This is a genomic window from Prochlorococcus sp. G4PB16 (genome assembly GCF_059772465.1).
Genome location: NZ_CM186289.1, coordinates 1,503,325 through 1,518,228 on the forward strand (window position 1 = coordinate 1,503,325; position 14,904 = coordinate 1,518,228).

16 protein-coding genes and 1 tRNA gene are annotated in these 14,904 nt (G+C 34.4%); 9 read left to right on the plus strand and 8 right to left on the minus strand.

The window, feature by feature from the left end:
* Window positions 1-58: 58 nt before the first annotated feature.
* Window positions 59-508, minus strand: a complete 450-nt coding sequence (locus AC6EIZ_RS08515; RefSeq protein WP_498510448.1) for a hypothetical protein — start codon at window positions 506-508, stop codon at window positions 59-61.
* 109 nt (window positions 509-617) lie between these two features.
* On the opposite strand from AC6EIZ_RS08515, the gene AC6EIZ_RS08520 reads away from it, so the two are divergent.
* Window positions 618-1,682: a glycosyltransferase family 4 protein gene (locus AC6EIZ_RS08520; protein ID WP_498510449.1), complete on the plus strand. Its 1,065-nt coding sequence runs from the start codon at window positions 618-620 to the stop codon at window positions 1,680-1,682.
* 182 nt (window positions 1,683-1,864) lie between these two features.
* Here AC6EIZ_RS08520 and AC6EIZ_RS08525 read toward each other — a convergent pair whose 3' ends face one another.
* Window positions 1,865-2,143, minus strand: a complete 279-nt coding sequence (locus AC6EIZ_RS08525) for a hypothetical protein (protein WP_498510451.1) — start codon at window positions 2,141-2,143, stop codon at window positions 1,865-1,867.
* Window positions 2,144-2,216: 73 nt separating this feature from the next.
* Here AC6EIZ_RS08525 and AC6EIZ_RS08530 point away from each other — a divergent pair, with 73 nt between their 5' ends.
* On the plus strand, window positions 2,217-2,534 hold the full coding sequence (locus AC6EIZ_RS08530) for a DUF3303 domain-containing protein (RefSeq protein WP_498510453.1): 318 nt from the start codon (window positions 2,217-2,219) through the stop codon (window positions 2,532-2,534).
* Window positions 2,535-2,597: 63 nt separating this feature from the next.
* Here AC6EIZ_RS08530 and AC6EIZ_RS08535 read toward each other — a convergent pair whose 3' ends face one another.
* Complete coding sequence (locus tag AC6EIZ_RS08535; RefSeq protein WP_498510455.1) at window positions 2,598-2,774, minus strand: hypothetical protein; 177 nt, start codon at window positions 2,772-2,774, stop codon at window positions 2,598-2,600.
* Window positions 2,775-3,201: 427 nt separating this feature from the next.
* On the opposite strand from AC6EIZ_RS08535, the gene AC6EIZ_RS08540 reads away from it, so the two are divergent.
* Together AC6EIZ_RS08540 and AC6EIZ_RS08545 are read left to right on the plus strand one after the other, a co-directional pair.
* Window positions 3,202-3,642 (plus strand): cupin domain-containing protein, encoded by a 441-nt coding sequence (locus AC6EIZ_RS08540; RefSeq protein ID WP_498510456.1) that lies wholly within the window; start codon window positions 3,202-3,204, stop codon window positions 3,640-3,642.
* A gap of 449 nt (window positions 3,643-4,091) precedes the next feature.
* On the plus strand, window positions 4,092-5,216 hold the full coding sequence (locus AC6EIZ_RS08545; RefSeq protein WP_498510458.1) for a THUMP domain-containing class I SAM-dependent RNA methyltransferase: 1,125 nt from the start codon (window positions 4,092-4,094) through the stop codon (window positions 5,214-5,216).
* Between the two features lies 1 nt (window position 5,217).
* On the opposite strand, the gene AC6EIZ_RS08550 is transcribed toward AC6EIZ_RS08545, so the two are convergent.
* Together AC6EIZ_RS08550 and AC6EIZ_RS08555 are read right to left on the minus strand one after the other, a co-directional pair.
* Complete coding sequence (locus tag AC6EIZ_RS08550) at window positions 5,218-5,604, minus strand: phage holin family protein (RefSeq protein ID WP_498510459.1); 387 nt, start codon at window positions 5,602-5,604, stop codon at window positions 5,218-5,220.
* Window positions 5,604-6,068, minus strand: coding sequence for a hypothetical protein (locus tag AC6EIZ_RS08555; protein WP_498510461.1), 465 nt, complete (start codon window positions 6,066-6,068; stop codon window positions 5,604-5,606). Before AC6EIZ_RS08555 ends, AC6EIZ_RS08550 begins: the two co-directional genes overlap by 1 nt.
* Before the next feature lie 218 nt (window positions 6,069-6,286).
* Here AC6EIZ_RS08555 and AC6EIZ_RS08560 point away from each other — a divergent pair, with 218 nt between their 5' ends.
* The 4 genes from AC6EIZ_RS08560 (at window position 6,287) to AC6EIZ_RS08575 (ending at window position 11,688) form a co-directional block, all read left to right on the plus strand.
* Window positions 6,287-6,424, plus strand: a complete 138-nt coding sequence (locus AC6EIZ_RS08560) for a hypothetical protein (RefSeq protein ID WP_011294050.1) — start codon at window positions 6,287-6,289, stop codon at window positions 6,422-6,424.
* A 90-nt stretch (window positions 6,425-6,514) separates the two neighbouring features.
* Window positions 6,515-6,904, plus strand: coding sequence for a hypothetical protein (locus AC6EIZ_RS08565; RefSeq protein WP_498510462.1), 390 nt, complete (start codon window positions 6,515-6,517; stop codon window positions 6,902-6,904).
* Window positions 6,905-6,980: 76 nt separating this feature from the next.
* Complete coding sequence (gene smc / locus AC6EIZ_RS08570; protein WP_498510464.1) at window positions 6,981-10,586, plus strand: chromosome segregation protein SMC; 3,606 nt, start codon at window positions 6,981-6,983, stop codon at window positions 10,584-10,586.
* A gap of 58 nt (window positions 10,587-10,644) precedes the next feature.
* Window positions 10,645-11,688 (plus strand): PRC-barrel domain-containing protein, encoded by a 1,044-nt coding sequence (locus AC6EIZ_RS08575; RefSeq protein WP_498510466.1) that lies wholly within the window; start codon window positions 10,645-10,647, stop codon window positions 11,686-11,688.
* Here AC6EIZ_RS08575 and AC6EIZ_RS08580 read toward each other — a convergent pair whose 3' ends face one another.
* Together AC6EIZ_RS08580 and AC6EIZ_RS08585 are read right to left on the minus strand one after the other, a co-directional pair.
* Window positions 11,689-12,966, minus strand: coding sequence for a glycosyltransferase family protein (locus tag AC6EIZ_RS08580; protein ID WP_498510468.1), 1,278 nt, complete (start codon window positions 12,964-12,966; stop codon window positions 11,689-11,691).
* Window positions 12,967-12,993: 27 nt separating this feature from the next.
* Window positions 12,994-13,075 (minus strand) — tRNA-Leu (locus AC6EIZ_RS08585).
* 123 nt (window positions 13,076-13,198) lie between these two features.
* Here AC6EIZ_RS08585 and accC point away from each other — a divergent pair.
* Window positions 13,199-14,542, plus strand: coding sequence for an acetyl-CoA carboxylase biotin carboxylase subunit (accC, locus tag AC6EIZ_RS08590; protein WP_498510470.1), 1,344 nt, complete (start codon window positions 13,199-13,201; stop codon window positions 14,540-14,542).
* 13 nt (window positions 14,543-14,555) lie between these two features.
* On the opposite strand, the gene AC6EIZ_RS08595 is transcribed toward accC, so the two are convergent.
* Complete coding sequence (locus AC6EIZ_RS08595; RefSeq protein WP_498510471.1) at window positions 14,556-14,855, minus strand: YggT family protein; 300 nt, start codon at window positions 14,853-14,855, stop codon at window positions 14,556-14,558.
* Window positions 14,856-14,904: the final 49 nt, after the last annotated feature.

Below are 14,904 nucleotides of genomic sequence, written 5' to 3' on the forward strand. Positions count from 1 at the left end.
TTTTGATGATGAAATTTATTTAAATTTAAATTAAGATTTATTTACATTAAAAGATTGCTTAATATTTTTTTGTCGCTAATAAATAGCCTAGGAAAATTAATATTAAAAGTGGTAATAAATAAATAATAATCATAAAACCAGATAAAAATATAACTATAAATAAAAAGATAAAAAATCCTAAGAAAATAATTTTCAAAAATCTTTTGAATCGATTTATCCAAAATTTACCTTTGATTTTTTCTAGATTAATTTGTAATTCTCTTCTTTCAAAATATAGTTCTTGTATCTGTTTTTGATGCCAATTAATTGATTCCTCTAATTTCTTCTTATAGACATTTGTCCCTATTCTTTTGATAAAATTATTTGATGTTGAGAAAGTGGATCTTAATCTTATGATTTGTGCCTGAAGCAAAGCTTGACTATTTTCTGATATTTTCTGATCTATTTCTATGATTTTATTGTTTATATCAATTTCTAAGTCAATTGTTTTATTTGAACTGTACTTCACAATTTTATTTCTATTATTTTGCTTGTATTTAAAAAATTTATCAAAAAAGTTTGCTATCAACATTTGACTTACTATTATCTAAATAGATTCATATGTGAATAGTATAACCATGTCCTCTATCGTTTTTAATGGTAGCTACATAACAAAAAAAAATACAGGTATTGGAGTGGTTTCGAAGGAATTAGTGAATTCTTTATCGTCTCAAAAAATAACTTCACTTATTCCTAAAGATTTAGGAATAAAAGGAGATATTTATATTCCTAATAATCTTTCTCCAGGCCAAGGTTTTAAAAGTCATTTTAGAAGGTTGCATTGGCTTCAAAAAGTTGTTCCAAAAATTATGCATAAGTTAAATGCTGAATATTTCTTGTCGCCATTGCTGGAAGCACCAATATTTGAAAATGTGAAATCAATTGTTTTGGCTCATGATCTTATACCACTTAGGTATCCTTCAATATCATTTTTAACTCTATATCATTTAATTTATATTCCTTTCATTTTAAAACAATCTAGGATAATTCTATGTAATTCTATCTCTACTTCTAACGATTTGCATAATTTTTATAAAGTTCCAAAGCATAAATTATTTCCAATTAAATTAGGTTTTAATAATAAAAAGTATTATCCAATAAAAAAAACTAAACAAAAATTCTTTCTTATTATAGGAAGACATAATCCACACAAGAATTTGGAGAGAGTGATTAAAGCATTTTCATTTGCTAAACTCAATGATTATAAACTTGTTTTTGTTGGTGCTCTTGACCAAAGGTATACACCAAGTCTTTTGAAACTAGTTGATCAGCTAAATATTAGACATTTATGTGTATGGAAAGGTTGGATAGATGATGACGAAAAATTATTATTATTGAACGAATGTCAAGCATTAATTATTGCGAGTCTTTGGGAGGGTTTTGGTCTCCCAGCTCTTGAGGCAATGGCTTGTGGAACTCCAGTTATTGCTTCTGACAAAGGTGCACTTCCTGAGGTGATTGGTAACTATGGTTATTTTGTTAATCCATTTAATCTTCAATCCATAGCTGATGCGATGAATGCAGTTATCAATGATAAAAAATGTTTTGAGAAAGCTTTTAATGAAGGACCTGTAAGAGCTGCATCTTTTAATTGGTTTGATACGGCTAGAGAAATAGAAAGCATTATTCAAGGAATTGATTAATTGTTCTCAAGCTAATAGTAAAATTATTTAATCCAAAATTTTTCATTATTTAAAAGAAATGTCAGTATATTCTTTCAATTTGTTCTCACTAAAAGCTATAGAAACTCTGCTTTTGTTAGATGAAATTAATTTTTCCAATATGGCTCCTCTAAGATAATTGCTATTATAGTTTTTTGATTCTATTATTTTGGTATGCCTAGTAAAAAATCAACAAAAAAAGTATCTTCTAAGATTGTTGATTCGAATGTAGATAAAAAAACAACACCTAGAAATGCAAAAATTGTTCTTTTTGTATTTGGCGTTGGTCCTTTGCTTCTTATGTGTTGGTTTTTATTCTCGAATGGTTTTTTCAATTCTCCTTGATGCTTTACGGACCGTTTAGAAGATATTTTGATATTATTTTTCCAACTAGAAATAGTTTCTGATGATTTGATTATCCATATTTCTATTTTTTGCAACATATTTGTTTCTTGATTGATATATCAATCATTTATTTTGCTTTTATGGCTAAAATTAGTTTTTATCCCATAACTAATGCAACTCTATTTGGTTGATTGTCAATTCCCTAATATTGAGAATCAAGTTGCTGCCTATAAGCAATTTGTTGAGTTTTGGGAAAATGGAGAGATGACTAAGCAAGATAATTTTGACGGGTTTGAAATGCTTTTTCGTGTTCATGCACCAGGAGAAGGGCGTGTTGTGATTCTATGCAATGCAAATGGTGATAAGGAACTTTTCTTACACTTTGCACCATGGAGAGCACAATTTGGAATTGATATGGAAATAACCCCAGTGATAAGCTGTCAAAATGTAGTTGATTATCACAAGGATTTATTCGAAAAGATGTCCTAATTTAAATAAAAAATTTATTTTTTATTTACTCACTCAAATGTCTTGAAATTAAACATATACTATTTATCGATTTGATAGAGCATTTCCGCTAGTCCATATATTTTTCAGACCTACTTTACTCTTAAGCAATAGAATTGGGAGACTAGCTAATATCCCTAATGAGATGAGTGCATAAGAATCTGTTGTGAATCTAGCAATACCCCATTCTGATGAGGCTAAGGCGATAATAGATAACTGCATAGAAATAACTATTTATTAATAAACATAATATCAAAAATGAATTTTTCAATTCAATTCCTTATTAAAAATTATTATATCTATTAATCTATTAAAATCTTGAAAAATTTAAATTAATTTTCTATTCTATGATAGCTAAATTAATTTTATTGTTCGAAAAGTAACTTTGAATTTTTTCTTTTTTAGCATTTTTTCTCAGTTAGTTATTTTCATTTTTTAGGCTTTTTATTACCATAATTTAATTCAAAACAATTTTAAAGTATCTCTGTATGTCTCTACTTGACCATTGATCAGTTGAGTCCTCGTTTTCAATAAATAAAAATTAGTAATGAGTTTCTCGATATTTTTTGTATGTAGCGCTTTTTATTCATTAGGACTTTCCTAATTTTTTGCATGGGATAGAATCTATATCTATGACGGTTTTACATTAATGCTTCCAAAGATCTTCAGCCTTATCGTCTGTATTGCTTTGACATTGATTAGTTATGCGCCGATTGCGATGGCAGTCGAAGATAAGCCTCCGGTAGATGTACAAGAGCTTTTCACAAGCACAAAACCAATTTATGGAGAGTCCTTCACATACCCTGAAGGTAAAGCGGAAATGCGTCTTTATAAAGTCGATGTGCAACCAGGAGGTGTTGTCCCTCTTCATTTTCATGAGGCACCACTAACTAGTTATATCGAAGAAGGTCAATTAACTTTAAAGACTAAGAAAGGTAAGAGCACAACTTTTCGCGAGGGAGATACTTTTGTTTTAGCGGCTGATACTCCTCCTCATATCATGGCTAATAATGGAAAAGTACCAGCAGTTATGTGGGTAACTGTTGCAGCAGCTGAAGGGGTTCCTACTCTCACAAATGTTGAAGGATAATTAGATTTGGTTGAAAGTAGCTTTCTATCTGAAACAGATGGATTGACTTAGATCAGTTCCTTTTGAGTTTCTTAGATTCATAACTCAATTGATAGCAATTAAAAAGGACGCCTTCCAGCGTCCATGGATCAATTGGGTAATAAGGCTGATCTGACCCCATCTCCTTTAAGGATCAAGCAGCAACAGGGGCTGTTTGACGGGAGAAACTAACGATGTTGTTAGCAGTTATGGTTTTGCTCTGACCGAGCAGGCTTCAGTCACTCGCCTGATACCCCGTCGAAGCCATTGCAGCCCCATTTATGGAGCTGAGCGGAATCGAACCGCTGTCCGAGATACTGGTGTGAATCACCTAGTCCATTAGAAAATAGACAAATATATTCTGACAGATCTTTTGAGATTAATCGATTAGTTTTAAAGAAGTTTTTGGTAGTTTTGATAACTTAAATAAAATGAAACTTGTTGCATCTATTTCACAAGGCCTGGAACAAGAGGGTGCAAAAGAGTTGATTGAACTTGGAGCTAAATCAGTTCAACCTTCAAGGAGGCACATTTTATTCGAAGCTGATTTGGCTTGTTTATATAGATTGCATTTAAAGGCTCGCTTGTCTTTTAGATTTTTAAGAGAGATTAACCGATTTCCTTGTCATGGGCCTCGTGAATTATATAGCTGTGTTCAAAGAGCTACTGATTGGGAAAGATGGCTCCATCCCAAAAAAAGTTTTCGAGTAGATGTTACTGGATTTGGTCAAGGATTATCACACACTCATTTCACTGCTTTACAGGTCAAAAATGCAATTATTGATTTACAAAGAGAACGTTGGGGTTTTCGTTCGAATATTGATTTGATCAATCCAGATATTTGTTTTCATTTACACGTTTCAAATAATCAAGCTGTTTTAAGTGTTGATGGTAGTCATTCAAGTCTTCACAGAAGAGGATATAAGCCAGCTGTTGGTATGGCTCCCATTAAGGAAACGCTGGCTGCAGGTTTAATGCGAATGACTGAGTGGGATGGAACAAAAAATTTGGTTGATCCATTATGTGGTTCTGGAACATTTTTAATTGAAGCAGTTAGTACTTTGCTTGGAATTGCATCTGGTCTAGATAGACAATTTCTGTTCAAAAATTGGCCAGATTTTGATATCTCTATTTGGGATAAAGAATTAAAAATGGCAGAGAAAAAGAAAACTTTTAATGGGAGGTTACCAAAAATAATTGGGTGTGAAATTGATGAAATGATTGCTAATTCTGCTAGGGATAACGTTATTAAAGCCGGCTTAGAAAATTACATAGAAATCATTAATTGCTCTTTTCAAGAATATTCTTTGCCAGTTGGATTAGGACTTTTGATTTGTAATCCTCCTTATGGAAAAAGAATAGGAGACAAAAATGAATTACCTAATCTTTACAAACAATTAGGTGAATATTGCAAAAGAAATGCATCTGGCTGGGATCTTTGGTTACTGAATGGGAATCCACAATTAAGTAAATACCTAGGGATGAAAGCAAATCGTCGTTTTCAAGTGAATAATGGTTCTATCGATTGTCGATGGTTGAACTACAAAATTAAGTAATTTAATTTTTTCCGAAAACTGCTTTTGTAGTTTTTGCAATGCCCTCTAAGGTTTCTGGAAGATAAGGTCCTTTAGCAAGATATCCACCAATTCTTAGACTCATTCCAGCCAAAACAAGATTGATAAAAACTAAAATTAAAATTGTTGATTTGTTATCTATTTGAAGCAGGTCTCTAAGCCAAAATCCAAGAATTATTTCAAACCCTAGTAAGGCAAATAACATCAATACTCCTCCAGTCGCTAAGAAAATCCCACCACTTATCAGGCGCCGTTTTTCTTTGTCCATTTCTTGCAGTGCAATGCGCACATGAAGATCCATAACTGAACTTGCTAATGCAGTCACTCTTGCTGCAGCACCTAAGCCTTTTTTGCGTTCTGAGTTGGTCATTAATTTCTTCTGCCGCCTCCAAGCAGTATGCCAAATAACACTCCGATTCCAGCTGCAATACCTATGGCTAAGAGAGGTCTTTTTCGTACTGGCTTTTCAATTCGCGGTCTTAATGTACTGTTCAGCTCGTCTAAGAGGTTTTCAAGCTGTTGTTCGAGTGGCTCTAGCGATTCTGCTAGTCCCCTTGTTGTATCAGTTGCTGAATTAAAAATTTCTTCTAGTTGTTTTTGTACACCCAAATTATTTTTGCCTGAATGTATTGATATGACATTGATTAAATCGTCAAGACTGCCTTTTGTGGCTTCTAATGTTTGTTTAGCCAAATCTGGCCAACGCTCTTGAATTTTTGGCAATAAATTCTCAAATTGTTCATTGAACCATTGCTCAGACGACCTCTCAGCAATTGGCTCTTCAGCTTCAACTGAATTTGATGTTGTAGAGGATGAGGAATTCACTGATTCCATAAACCCAAAGGTTTATTAAAGAATAGAGAGATATTGTCCTAATCGAAACCCCTTAGTGAAATTCAATTTTGGAAAGTTGCCCTATGAGAATATTGATTTTTGGGTTTTAAATGTTTGAAGTCCAAAATTTCAGAAGAATTTTTCGTCGTCTTTGCTTACAAATATTGCTATTCGAATACTTATAGTGCTAAACGTCATTGGTATCTCCTTAACAACCCATGGGCGTCGGAATTTCATCAATGGTTTTTGCTTCTAATACAATACCTACTGATTTTGGCTTAGTATTAGCTGCAATAGCAGGTGCTGGAAGCCTTCTTTTAATTGCCTTAAGGTTTGTGCCTGAGGCTAAAAGCTAAAAGGTTTATCGTTCGGGAATTTCTATTGAGGAGACTTGTCTCCTGAGAGATCTTCATGGAAATTTCTTATGTAGTCTTTTTATTTTTCAATTGAATACTCTTGGTAAACAAAAACCTTATAGGTGGGTTTTATTAAGACATGTTGGAGCGCCAGATGACTTTAAAGGTATTCATTTTGATTTTCTTTTAGAAGATAAAAATTTTTGCAGAACTTGGCGTTTAAGTGACATACCATTATTGGATGGACCTAGTGTGGATTCTATTTATATTGCTCCTCATAAACTCGAATGGCTTGAAATTGAAGAAAAGGTTATATCTGGCAACAGAGGAGTTGCAACTAGAATTAAAAGGGGTATTTTTGCTAGCTACATACAAACAATTCCAAGTAAATTTTTAAACTTAACCATTCATTGGGAAGATTCTGAAGTTGATTTGGTGATAGATAAAAAAGGTTTTAGAATTTTCAGCAAAAAATCTTAAATATTGCTTGTTAAATAGAAGGCCTTGAGTTTCTCTGATATTTCGCTATGGTCATTCATATCGTGGATTCATTCTGTTGGTCCATATCAACCATGTAGATCTTTCTCATTTCAAGTCCTTCGGTGGATCGATGTCGATTCCATTGGAAGAGGGCTTTACAGTTGTAACAGGTCCAAATGGTTCAGGTAAAAGTAATATTCTTGACGGGGTTTTATTTTGTTTAGGCCTTGCAAATAGTCGAGGTATGAGAGCTGATAGATTACCTGATTTGGTTAATAGTGGAGTATTAAAAGCTGGAAAATCTTCAGAAACTAAAGTAACTGTAAAGTTTGATTTAACTGATTGGCAGCCCGATGAAGCAGAAGATGGAATAGAACCTACTGAAGAAGGACCTTGGATCAAGCATGGTCAAAAAGAATGGATAGTCTCGAGAAAATTAAAGGTAATGCCAGGGGGGTCATATGCTTCTACTTACAGTGCGGATGGTGAGACTTGTAATTTGCAGCAATTACAAACTCAACTAAGGCGTCTCAGGATTGATCCTGAAGGCAGCAATGTTGTTATGCAGGGAGATGTTACTCGAATTGTCTCTATGAGTAATAAAGATCGTAGAGGCCTTATAGACGAACTTGCTGGCGTTGCATTGTTTGATACTCGTATTGATCAAACTCGTTCAAAGTTAGATGATGTTTACGAAAGACAGGAACGTTGTAGAATTGTTGAACAAGAGTTGAATATTTCAAAACAGCGCTTACAAAAAGATTGTGAAAAAGCCAGTTTATATAAAGAACTTAAAAATCAATTATTGATTGGAAGAGAGCAAGAATTGGTTTTATCTTATGAAGATTCAAAAAGGGGTTTAGAAAAGTTAGAGATAAAGCATAAAGAATTGAAAAATAAAGAAAAAATAGATTCGGAGAAACTACTAAATAGTGAAAATGATCTTAAGAAATTTATAGATAAATTAGATGTTTTACAGAAAAATGTTAAAGAACTTGGAGAAGATCAATTACTTGCTGTTCAAGCTAAAATAGCAGGAATTGAATCTCAGCATAGAGAGTTAGAACGGCAGGGAATTAATCATAAAAATGAAGGGGAAAAATTAAAGGAATATAGAAATAATCTTCTTCAGAGAAAGAAAGAATATAAAACTGAATTACAAAATAGATTTAATGAAATTAATCCTAAAGATTTAGATGAAGCTGAATTGAAATGCAAAGAAGCTGAGGGTTGGGTTGAATCTTCCAGAAGGAAACTTTCAGAAGTTGCAGGTCTTTCTGGCGCTTGGATAGAAAAACAACAGAAACATAAAAATGATTTAAATCAAATTAGATTGAAATTAGATCCTATAAGACTAGAAAAACAAAATCTTGAAGAAAGCTTATTACAATTAAATGTTATTTTAAAAGAATTAAATATTGATCAAAAAGCTGATGAATCTGCTAGTCAAAAAGTACATGCAGAAATTAATGACTTGAATAAAGAATGGGAGAAAATATTACGTTCAATAGAACTTAAAAAAGCAGAATTCCAAGAATTAGTTTCCGAAAAAGGTATACAAGAACGAACTAGATATAGATTAGAGAAAGAACAAGCAAAGCTTGAAAATAATATTGCACGTATAGAAAGTAGAAAAGAAATTATATATGAAAGTAGAGGAACAAGTGCATTAACTTTGTTATTAGAATCTGGCATAGATGGTATACATGGAACTGTTGCTAACTTAGGTGAGGTTGAAGATCGATATAGGATTGCTCTTGAGGTGGCCGCAGGATCAAGACTTGGCCAAGTTGTTGTTGATAACGATCAAATTGCTGCACAGTCAATCAATCTTTTAAAACGCAAACGATCAGGAAGATTGACTTTTTTACCTCTTAATAAGATTTTAAAAAAATTTCAAAATAAATCTGAAGTATTTGAGAGATCGTTTTCCACTAATTTTAATACAAATACTGGATTAATTGGTAAAGCGATCGATTTGATTAAATTTGATCCAATATATAAAAATGTTTTTATGTATGTATTTGGTGAGACAGTTGTATTTGGTGACTTGTCATCAGCTCGTGATCAACTTGGTATTAAAAGAGCTGTGACTTTAGAAGGAGAATTGTTAGAGAAAAGTGGCGCTATGACTGGTGGAAGTTTAAATACTAGAGGTTTAGGTTTAAGTTTTGGAAGAGTAAAAGATAATGATGATTGTGATCCATTAAAGAGTAGATTATTTGAAGTTGGCGAGACTTTAGTTAATTGTCAAAAGAAAGAAAAACAACTCATTAATCAGTTAGATAATTTTAGAAATGATCTTAATAAATTGGAACAAAAAAAAGCAGCGATTGATGCTGAGAGAGTTACTTCTAAAAGATCAAATTCACCTTTACTAGAACGCCAAAGTCTTCGTTCAAAAAGAATTGAAGATCTTCTGAAATCTAAAAAAGAAAAACTCTTTCAATTAGATTCTATTAATTTGAATATCAAACCTTTAGAAGTCGATCTATTGAAAATTGAGAAGGAAGAAAAAACACTAGATCAATCTAGGAACTCATCTATTTGGACTGAATTACAAAAGGAACTAGAAGATGCTGATAAAAACCTTCTTGATTTTAGAAATAAAAGAGATGCGATTTCTAATAAACAGTCACAAAATAAGCTTGCGATCGATCGATTGAATGATAAAGAAAATTCTTTAGTTATTGAAGAAGAACGTCTTAAGGAATCAATAGAGACTCTTGCTACTGCTCACATGAGTTGGCGTGAGCAAAACAAGCAACTTGATTCAAGTCGGCAAGATTTGTTAAATGAACAACAAAATCTAGAAACTCGCTTTGGAGAAAAACGACGTGAAAGAGATTCCGTGGAAGCCGATGTAGCTAAAAAACGCGTGAACCTCCAAGAAATTCAATGGAGTCTTGAACGTCTTAGTCAAGACCAACAAAATTTGCAAGAAGAGATACGAATGGAAAGTATTCGATGTGTTGAATTAGAGAAGAAGCTGCCGAACCCTTTGCCTTTGATCTCTGATCAAATAAAAGAAAATGGCCTTGAGGCTTTACGTTCTAATTTAGAAGCCGTGCAAAAAAGAATGGAAGAATTGGAACCTGTAAATATGCTTGCCTTAGAAGAACTGGAAAAATTAGAGGAGAGGCTAAATGAACTTAAAAATAGACTTCAAGTGCTAACTGATGAAAGATCAGAGTTATTGCTACGTATTGAGACAGTTTCAACTTTGCGTCAAGAGGCATTTATGGAGGCTTTTCAAGCAGTTGATGTACATTTTCGCGAAATCTTTGCAAGTCTGTCGGAAGGTGATGGACATTTACAACTTGAAAATCCTGAAGAACCTTTAGAAGGTGGCTTGACTTTGGTCGCTCATCCTAAAGGGAAACCAGTTAGGAGGCTCGCAGCTATGTCAGGTGGAGAAAAATCTTTAACTGCTCTAAGCTTTCTTTTTGCATTGCAACGTTTTAGACCTTCTCCTTTCTATGCCCTTGACGAAGTAGATAGTTTCTTGGATGGAGTAAATGTTGAAAGGTTAGCTGCCTTAATTGCTAAACAAGCTGAACATGCACAATTTCTTGTAGTTAGTCATAGAAGACCTATGATTGGAGCATCTATGAGGACTATTGGAGTTACGCAAGCAAGAGGAAACCATACTCAAGTTGTTGGGTTACCAATCGCAGCTTGATTGAATTTACTAAGATGGTCCAATATGGTTATACGAATCTCATTTCTGCATATTTGAGTTGACCAACACTCAAGCCCCACAAGAATCAACATCTGCTGTCCCAAGTGACAGGTTGTGGCTTCGTTCTGAGTTGATGGGGACTCAGGTTATCACCCGTGATACTGGACGTAGGTTGGGTCTTGTAGGAGAGGTAGTTGTTGATATTGATCGTAGAGAAGTTGTGGCTTTGGGATTACGAGATAATCCCTTAACACGTTTTTTACCTGGATTGCCAAGATGGTTACCTCTTGATCAGATTCGTCAAGTAGGGGACGTGATATTGGTAGATACAATAGATTCTTTAAGTGAAAGCTTTGTTCCTGAAAGATTTAATAAAGTTATTAATTGCCAGGTTATTACTGAATCAGGAGATCAGTTGGGCAGAGTCTTAGGTTTTTCATTTGATATTGAAACGGGTGAATTACTTACTTTGGTTATGGGAGCACTTGGAGTGCCTTTATTGGGTGAAGGTGTTTTAAGTACTTGGGAGATGCCAGTTGATGAAATTGTAAGTAGTGGTCCAGATCGAATAATTGTTTATGAGGGAGCTGAAGAGAAGTTAAAACAATTAAATAGTGGGTTTCTCGAAAAGCTTGGTGTAGGTAATTCTGGATGGGAAGAAAGTGAAAGAGAGAGATATAGAGTTAACCTTGTTCCAGTAGAAAACCAATTGGCCTCTGGGGAGAGTTCAAGCGATGATCAACGACTTTTAGAACAGTCCCAAGAAGATGTATTTGAAGAAGAAGAAATGGAATATGTAGAATTAGAAGATTCAGAAGAACAGCAATATGATCAACAATTAAGATACCTAGATGAACCTAATCAGCCTTCGTTTTATTCAGAAATTGAAGAAGATCAATTAAGTTATAGTGAATCAAAATTAATAAATAGATCTGATATCGTAGAGAAAAAAATATCTCCTAGAAATACTAAAAATAGATCATCAACTAAAAGAGATGAAGAACCTATGGATGTTGAACCTATAGAAAGATTGTCTACTAAAAACCCTCAGGATTATCCATCTAATAATAAAGAACTTTTAGATATTGAAGATCCATGGTGATTATTTTAAAAGTTTTTTTTCTACTAAAAGATTAATAATTTGTTTACAGAATTTTTTTGTTGCTCCTTTATCTCCTCTGAGTTCTTTAAGGTCTTGCCTTTGCCCCTGAAGTCTTGAAGGTGAATTTAGCCAATCAATGGTTTCTTCGGCTATTTGTGTGGTAGTTATGTGCCCGATTCTTTCAGGTACAATCATTCTTTTTGCAGATATATTTGGCCAAGCCATAAAACCCCTTCTTTTCAGTTTTACAAAGCTAATTAATAAACCTAGGCACCATTTTAAAATTGGTAATCTAGCTATTAATCCAACGAATCCATCCCATGCTTCCATGGCTAAAATGTGTTGTGTAGGTACAACAACTATCATTGGAATATTTAATGATCCAAGCTCAGCAGTATTTGCTCCTACTGTCGTAAGTGCTATGTCACACTGACTGAGATCACTGTATGCTGGATACTTTTCTTGTATTAGAATAACTGTTGAATTATTGGTTATTAATATTCCTCTTTTTTCTTCATTATTGACTTTAGTAATTGATTTAATTCCAGATTTATATTGTTTTGAAATTGGATTACTTCTGCTGGCAAAGTATTTGATTTCGTCTATATTTGTGGTAGGAGCAAGAGGTATTAGAAACTGACAATCTGGCATTGATTGTGAGATTTTATCTGCTACATCAAGAAAAAAAGGTATTCCAATTTTGAGTTTGGCACTTTTCGAACCTGGCATGAGAGCGACCCATTTCCCGGAAGGCAGTGGATCATCAACTTTTGCAGTTTTAGTTAAGTCAGCGGTCAGGTCTCCTATTACTGAGCAACGATGTTGAATTCGTCTGGGTAGTTTTTTAACGATACTTTCTGACATAGCGACAATTCGATTATTCCAAAAAGGCCATCTGACGATCCATTCTGCATAGGTCATATTTAAATATCCCAATCTCGCGGAAAGCAGAACGCTCCAAAATTGATCACCTCCTAAAAAAATCACTAATCCTTGTGATGGCCATGCTCCAAATTTTTTAGGTTTTAAGAGAAGCTCCCAGAAATTTTTTGCTTTTATTATTTTTTCAAAAAGCAACCACTTTTTTGCAGCAAAACTTTCATTGCCAGTTGCATTTGGACATGGAACTAATACCAAATTTAGAGATATTGAAGAATTATGCGCTTTTGGTCTCAGATCTAATTGTTTGTGAAGCTCTTGAGCTAGAGGCTTAACCCATGTAGTTAGTTCTCCTGGTCCATTTGAGACGAAAATAATTGCTAGAGAATTATTACTCATTTATTGATGAGCACTAGGTTTTGAGAATGCGGATGGCGAGACTTGAACTCGCAAGGCCGAAGCCACATGTTCCTTAGACATGCGCGTATACCAATTCCGCCACATCCGCTTTAACTTAGTTGAGCACTAAGTAACCTGATCATAATGCTAAACCTATTAAGCTTCTACCTAATTGGTTTTAATCTTGGGCACGAATACTGATACGATCCAGATGAGGACTTGATAATTTTGAATGCCCATAGGCAAACTGCTGATAGCTAATCGTGGCGAAATAGCGTTAAGAATTCTCCGAAGCTGTCGCGAAATGGGGATAGCAACGGTTGCTGTCTACAGTACTGTTGATAAAAATGCATTACATGTTCAGTTAGCTGATGAAGCTGTATGTGTTGGAGACTCGCCTAGCAGTAAAAGTTACCTAAATATTCCAAACATATTAGCTGCAGCTACATCCAGAGGTGTCGATGCTATTCACCCTGGGTATGGTTTCTTAGCTGAGAATGATCGATTTGCAGAGATTTGTGGGGACCACGGACTTATTTTTGTAGGCCCATCTCCTCATGCAATACGTTCTATGGGGGATAAGTCGACGGCTAAATCGACTATGCAAAAGGTTGGAGTTCCTACTGTTCCAGGAAGTGAGGGTTTGCTAGATAGTATCTCAGATGCATCCAAGCTGGCCTCAGAAATGGGGTACCCAGTAATGATTAAAGCAACTGCAGGAGGCGGTGGAAGAGGTATGCGTTTAGTTGGACATTCAGATGAATTGGAGAATCTTTTTAAAGCTGCACAGGGGGAAGCTGAAGCTGCATTTGGTAATCCAGGATTATATATGGAGAAATTTATCGATCGCCCAAGGCATGTAGAGGTTCAGATTCTTGCTGATCGTTTTGGAAATGTTGTGCACCTTGGAGAAAGGGATTGCTCGATTCAAAGACGGCATCAGAAACTATTAGAGGAATCACCAAGTCCAGCTTTAGATGATCATCTGAGATTAAAAATGGGAGAAGCAGCTGTTGCAGCTGCAAAAAGTATCAATTACGAAGGCGCTGGAACAGTGGAATTCTTGCTGGATCGAGAAGGTAATTTCTATTTTATGGAAATGAATACTCGAATACAAGTGGAGCATCCAGTAACGGAATTAGTTACTGGTATGGATCTAATATCAGAACAATTACGTATTGCAGGAGGAGAAAAATTACAATTTAGTCAATCTGAGATCAAGCTTGAAGGACATGCAATTGAATGTCGAATTAATGCTGAAGATCCTAGTCATAATTTCAGACCTTCTCCAGGTAAAATCACAGGTTGGTTGCCTCCTGGCGGACCAGGCGTCAGGGTAGATAGCCATGTGTATACAGGTTACGACATACCTCCTTTTTATGATTCTCTAATAGGAAAATTAATTGTTTGGGGAAGAGATAGAGAGGCTGCTCTTAAACGCATGGAAAGAGCCTTAAACGAATGTGCAGTTACAGGAATTACAACTACTATTGATTTTCATTTGAAATTACTGAAAAGACAAGAATTTACAAATGGAGATGTTCATACAAAGTTTGTTGAACAAGAAATGTTGTAAATAGCTCCAAAGATCAAAATATAACTTGAGTGAGTAAGCCTTGTTGACCAAGAAACAATTCGCGAAAAAGACTTAACAGCCCTACCCAAATAATTGGAGTAACATCTACACCACCTATCGGACTCACAATTTTTCTAGTAGCTGCAAGAACAGGTTCAGTTGGTAAGAAGATGATTGGCCAAAAACCAGTTCTTAAATCTATTTTTGGGTACCAAGTCAAAATAATTCTGAGAAGGAACGCAAGGGTTAGAGAACCTATTAAAAAACCCATTAAAAAATGTAGGGTTGGGAGACTTTTAATTAGCAGAGGCATCACAAAGCTCAAAGCATTATTGAATAGATGGTATAAATCATCATTTATT

Coding starts and splice junctions, on each gene's coding strand:
- AC6EIZ_RS08520 (WP_498510449.1), top strand. CDS start 618: ATGTCCTCTATCGTTTTTAATGGTAGCTACATAACAAAAAAAAATACA.
- AC6EIZ_RS08525 (WP_498510451.1), bottom strand. CDS start 2,143: ATGTTGCAAAAAATAGAAATATGGATAATCAAATCATCAGAAACTATT.
- AC6EIZ_RS08530 (WP_498510453.1), top strand. CDS start 2,217: ATGCAACTCTATTTGGTTGATTGTCAATTCCCTAATATTGAGAATCAA.
- AC6EIZ_RS08535 (WP_498510455.1), bottom strand. CDS start 2,774: ATGCAGTTATCTATTATCGCCTTAGCCTCATCAGAATGGGGTATTGCT.
- AC6EIZ_RS08540 (WP_498510456.1), top strand. CDS start 3,202: ATGCTTCCAAAGATCTTCAGCCTTATCGTCTGTATTGCTTTGACATTG.
- AC6EIZ_RS08545 (WP_498510458.1), top strand. CDS start 4,092: ATGAAACTTGTTGCATCTATTTCACAAGGCCTGGAACAAGAGGGTGCA.
- AC6EIZ_RS08550 (WP_498510459.1), bottom strand. CDS start 5,604: ATGACCAACTCAGAACGCAAAAAAGGCTTAGGTGCTGCAGCAAGAGTG.
- AC6EIZ_RS08555 (WP_498510461.1), bottom strand. CDS start 6,068: ATGGAATCAGTGAATTCCTCATCCTCTACAACATCAAATTCAGTTGAA.
- AC6EIZ_RS08560 (WP_011294050.1), top strand. CDS start 6,287: ATGGGCGTCGGAATTTCATCAATGGTTTTTGCTTCTAATACAATACCT.
- AC6EIZ_RS08580 (WP_498510468.1), bottom strand. CDS start 12,966: ATGAGTAATAATTCTCTAGCAATTATTTTCGTCTCAAATGGACCAGGA.
- accC (WP_498510470.1), top strand. CDS start 13,199: ATGCCCATAGGCAAACTGCTGATAGCTAATCGTGGCGAAATAGCGTTA.
- AC6EIZ_RS08595 (WP_498510471.1), bottom strand. CDS start 14,855: ATGCCTCTGCTAATTAAAAGTCTCCCAACCCTACATTTTTTAATGGGT.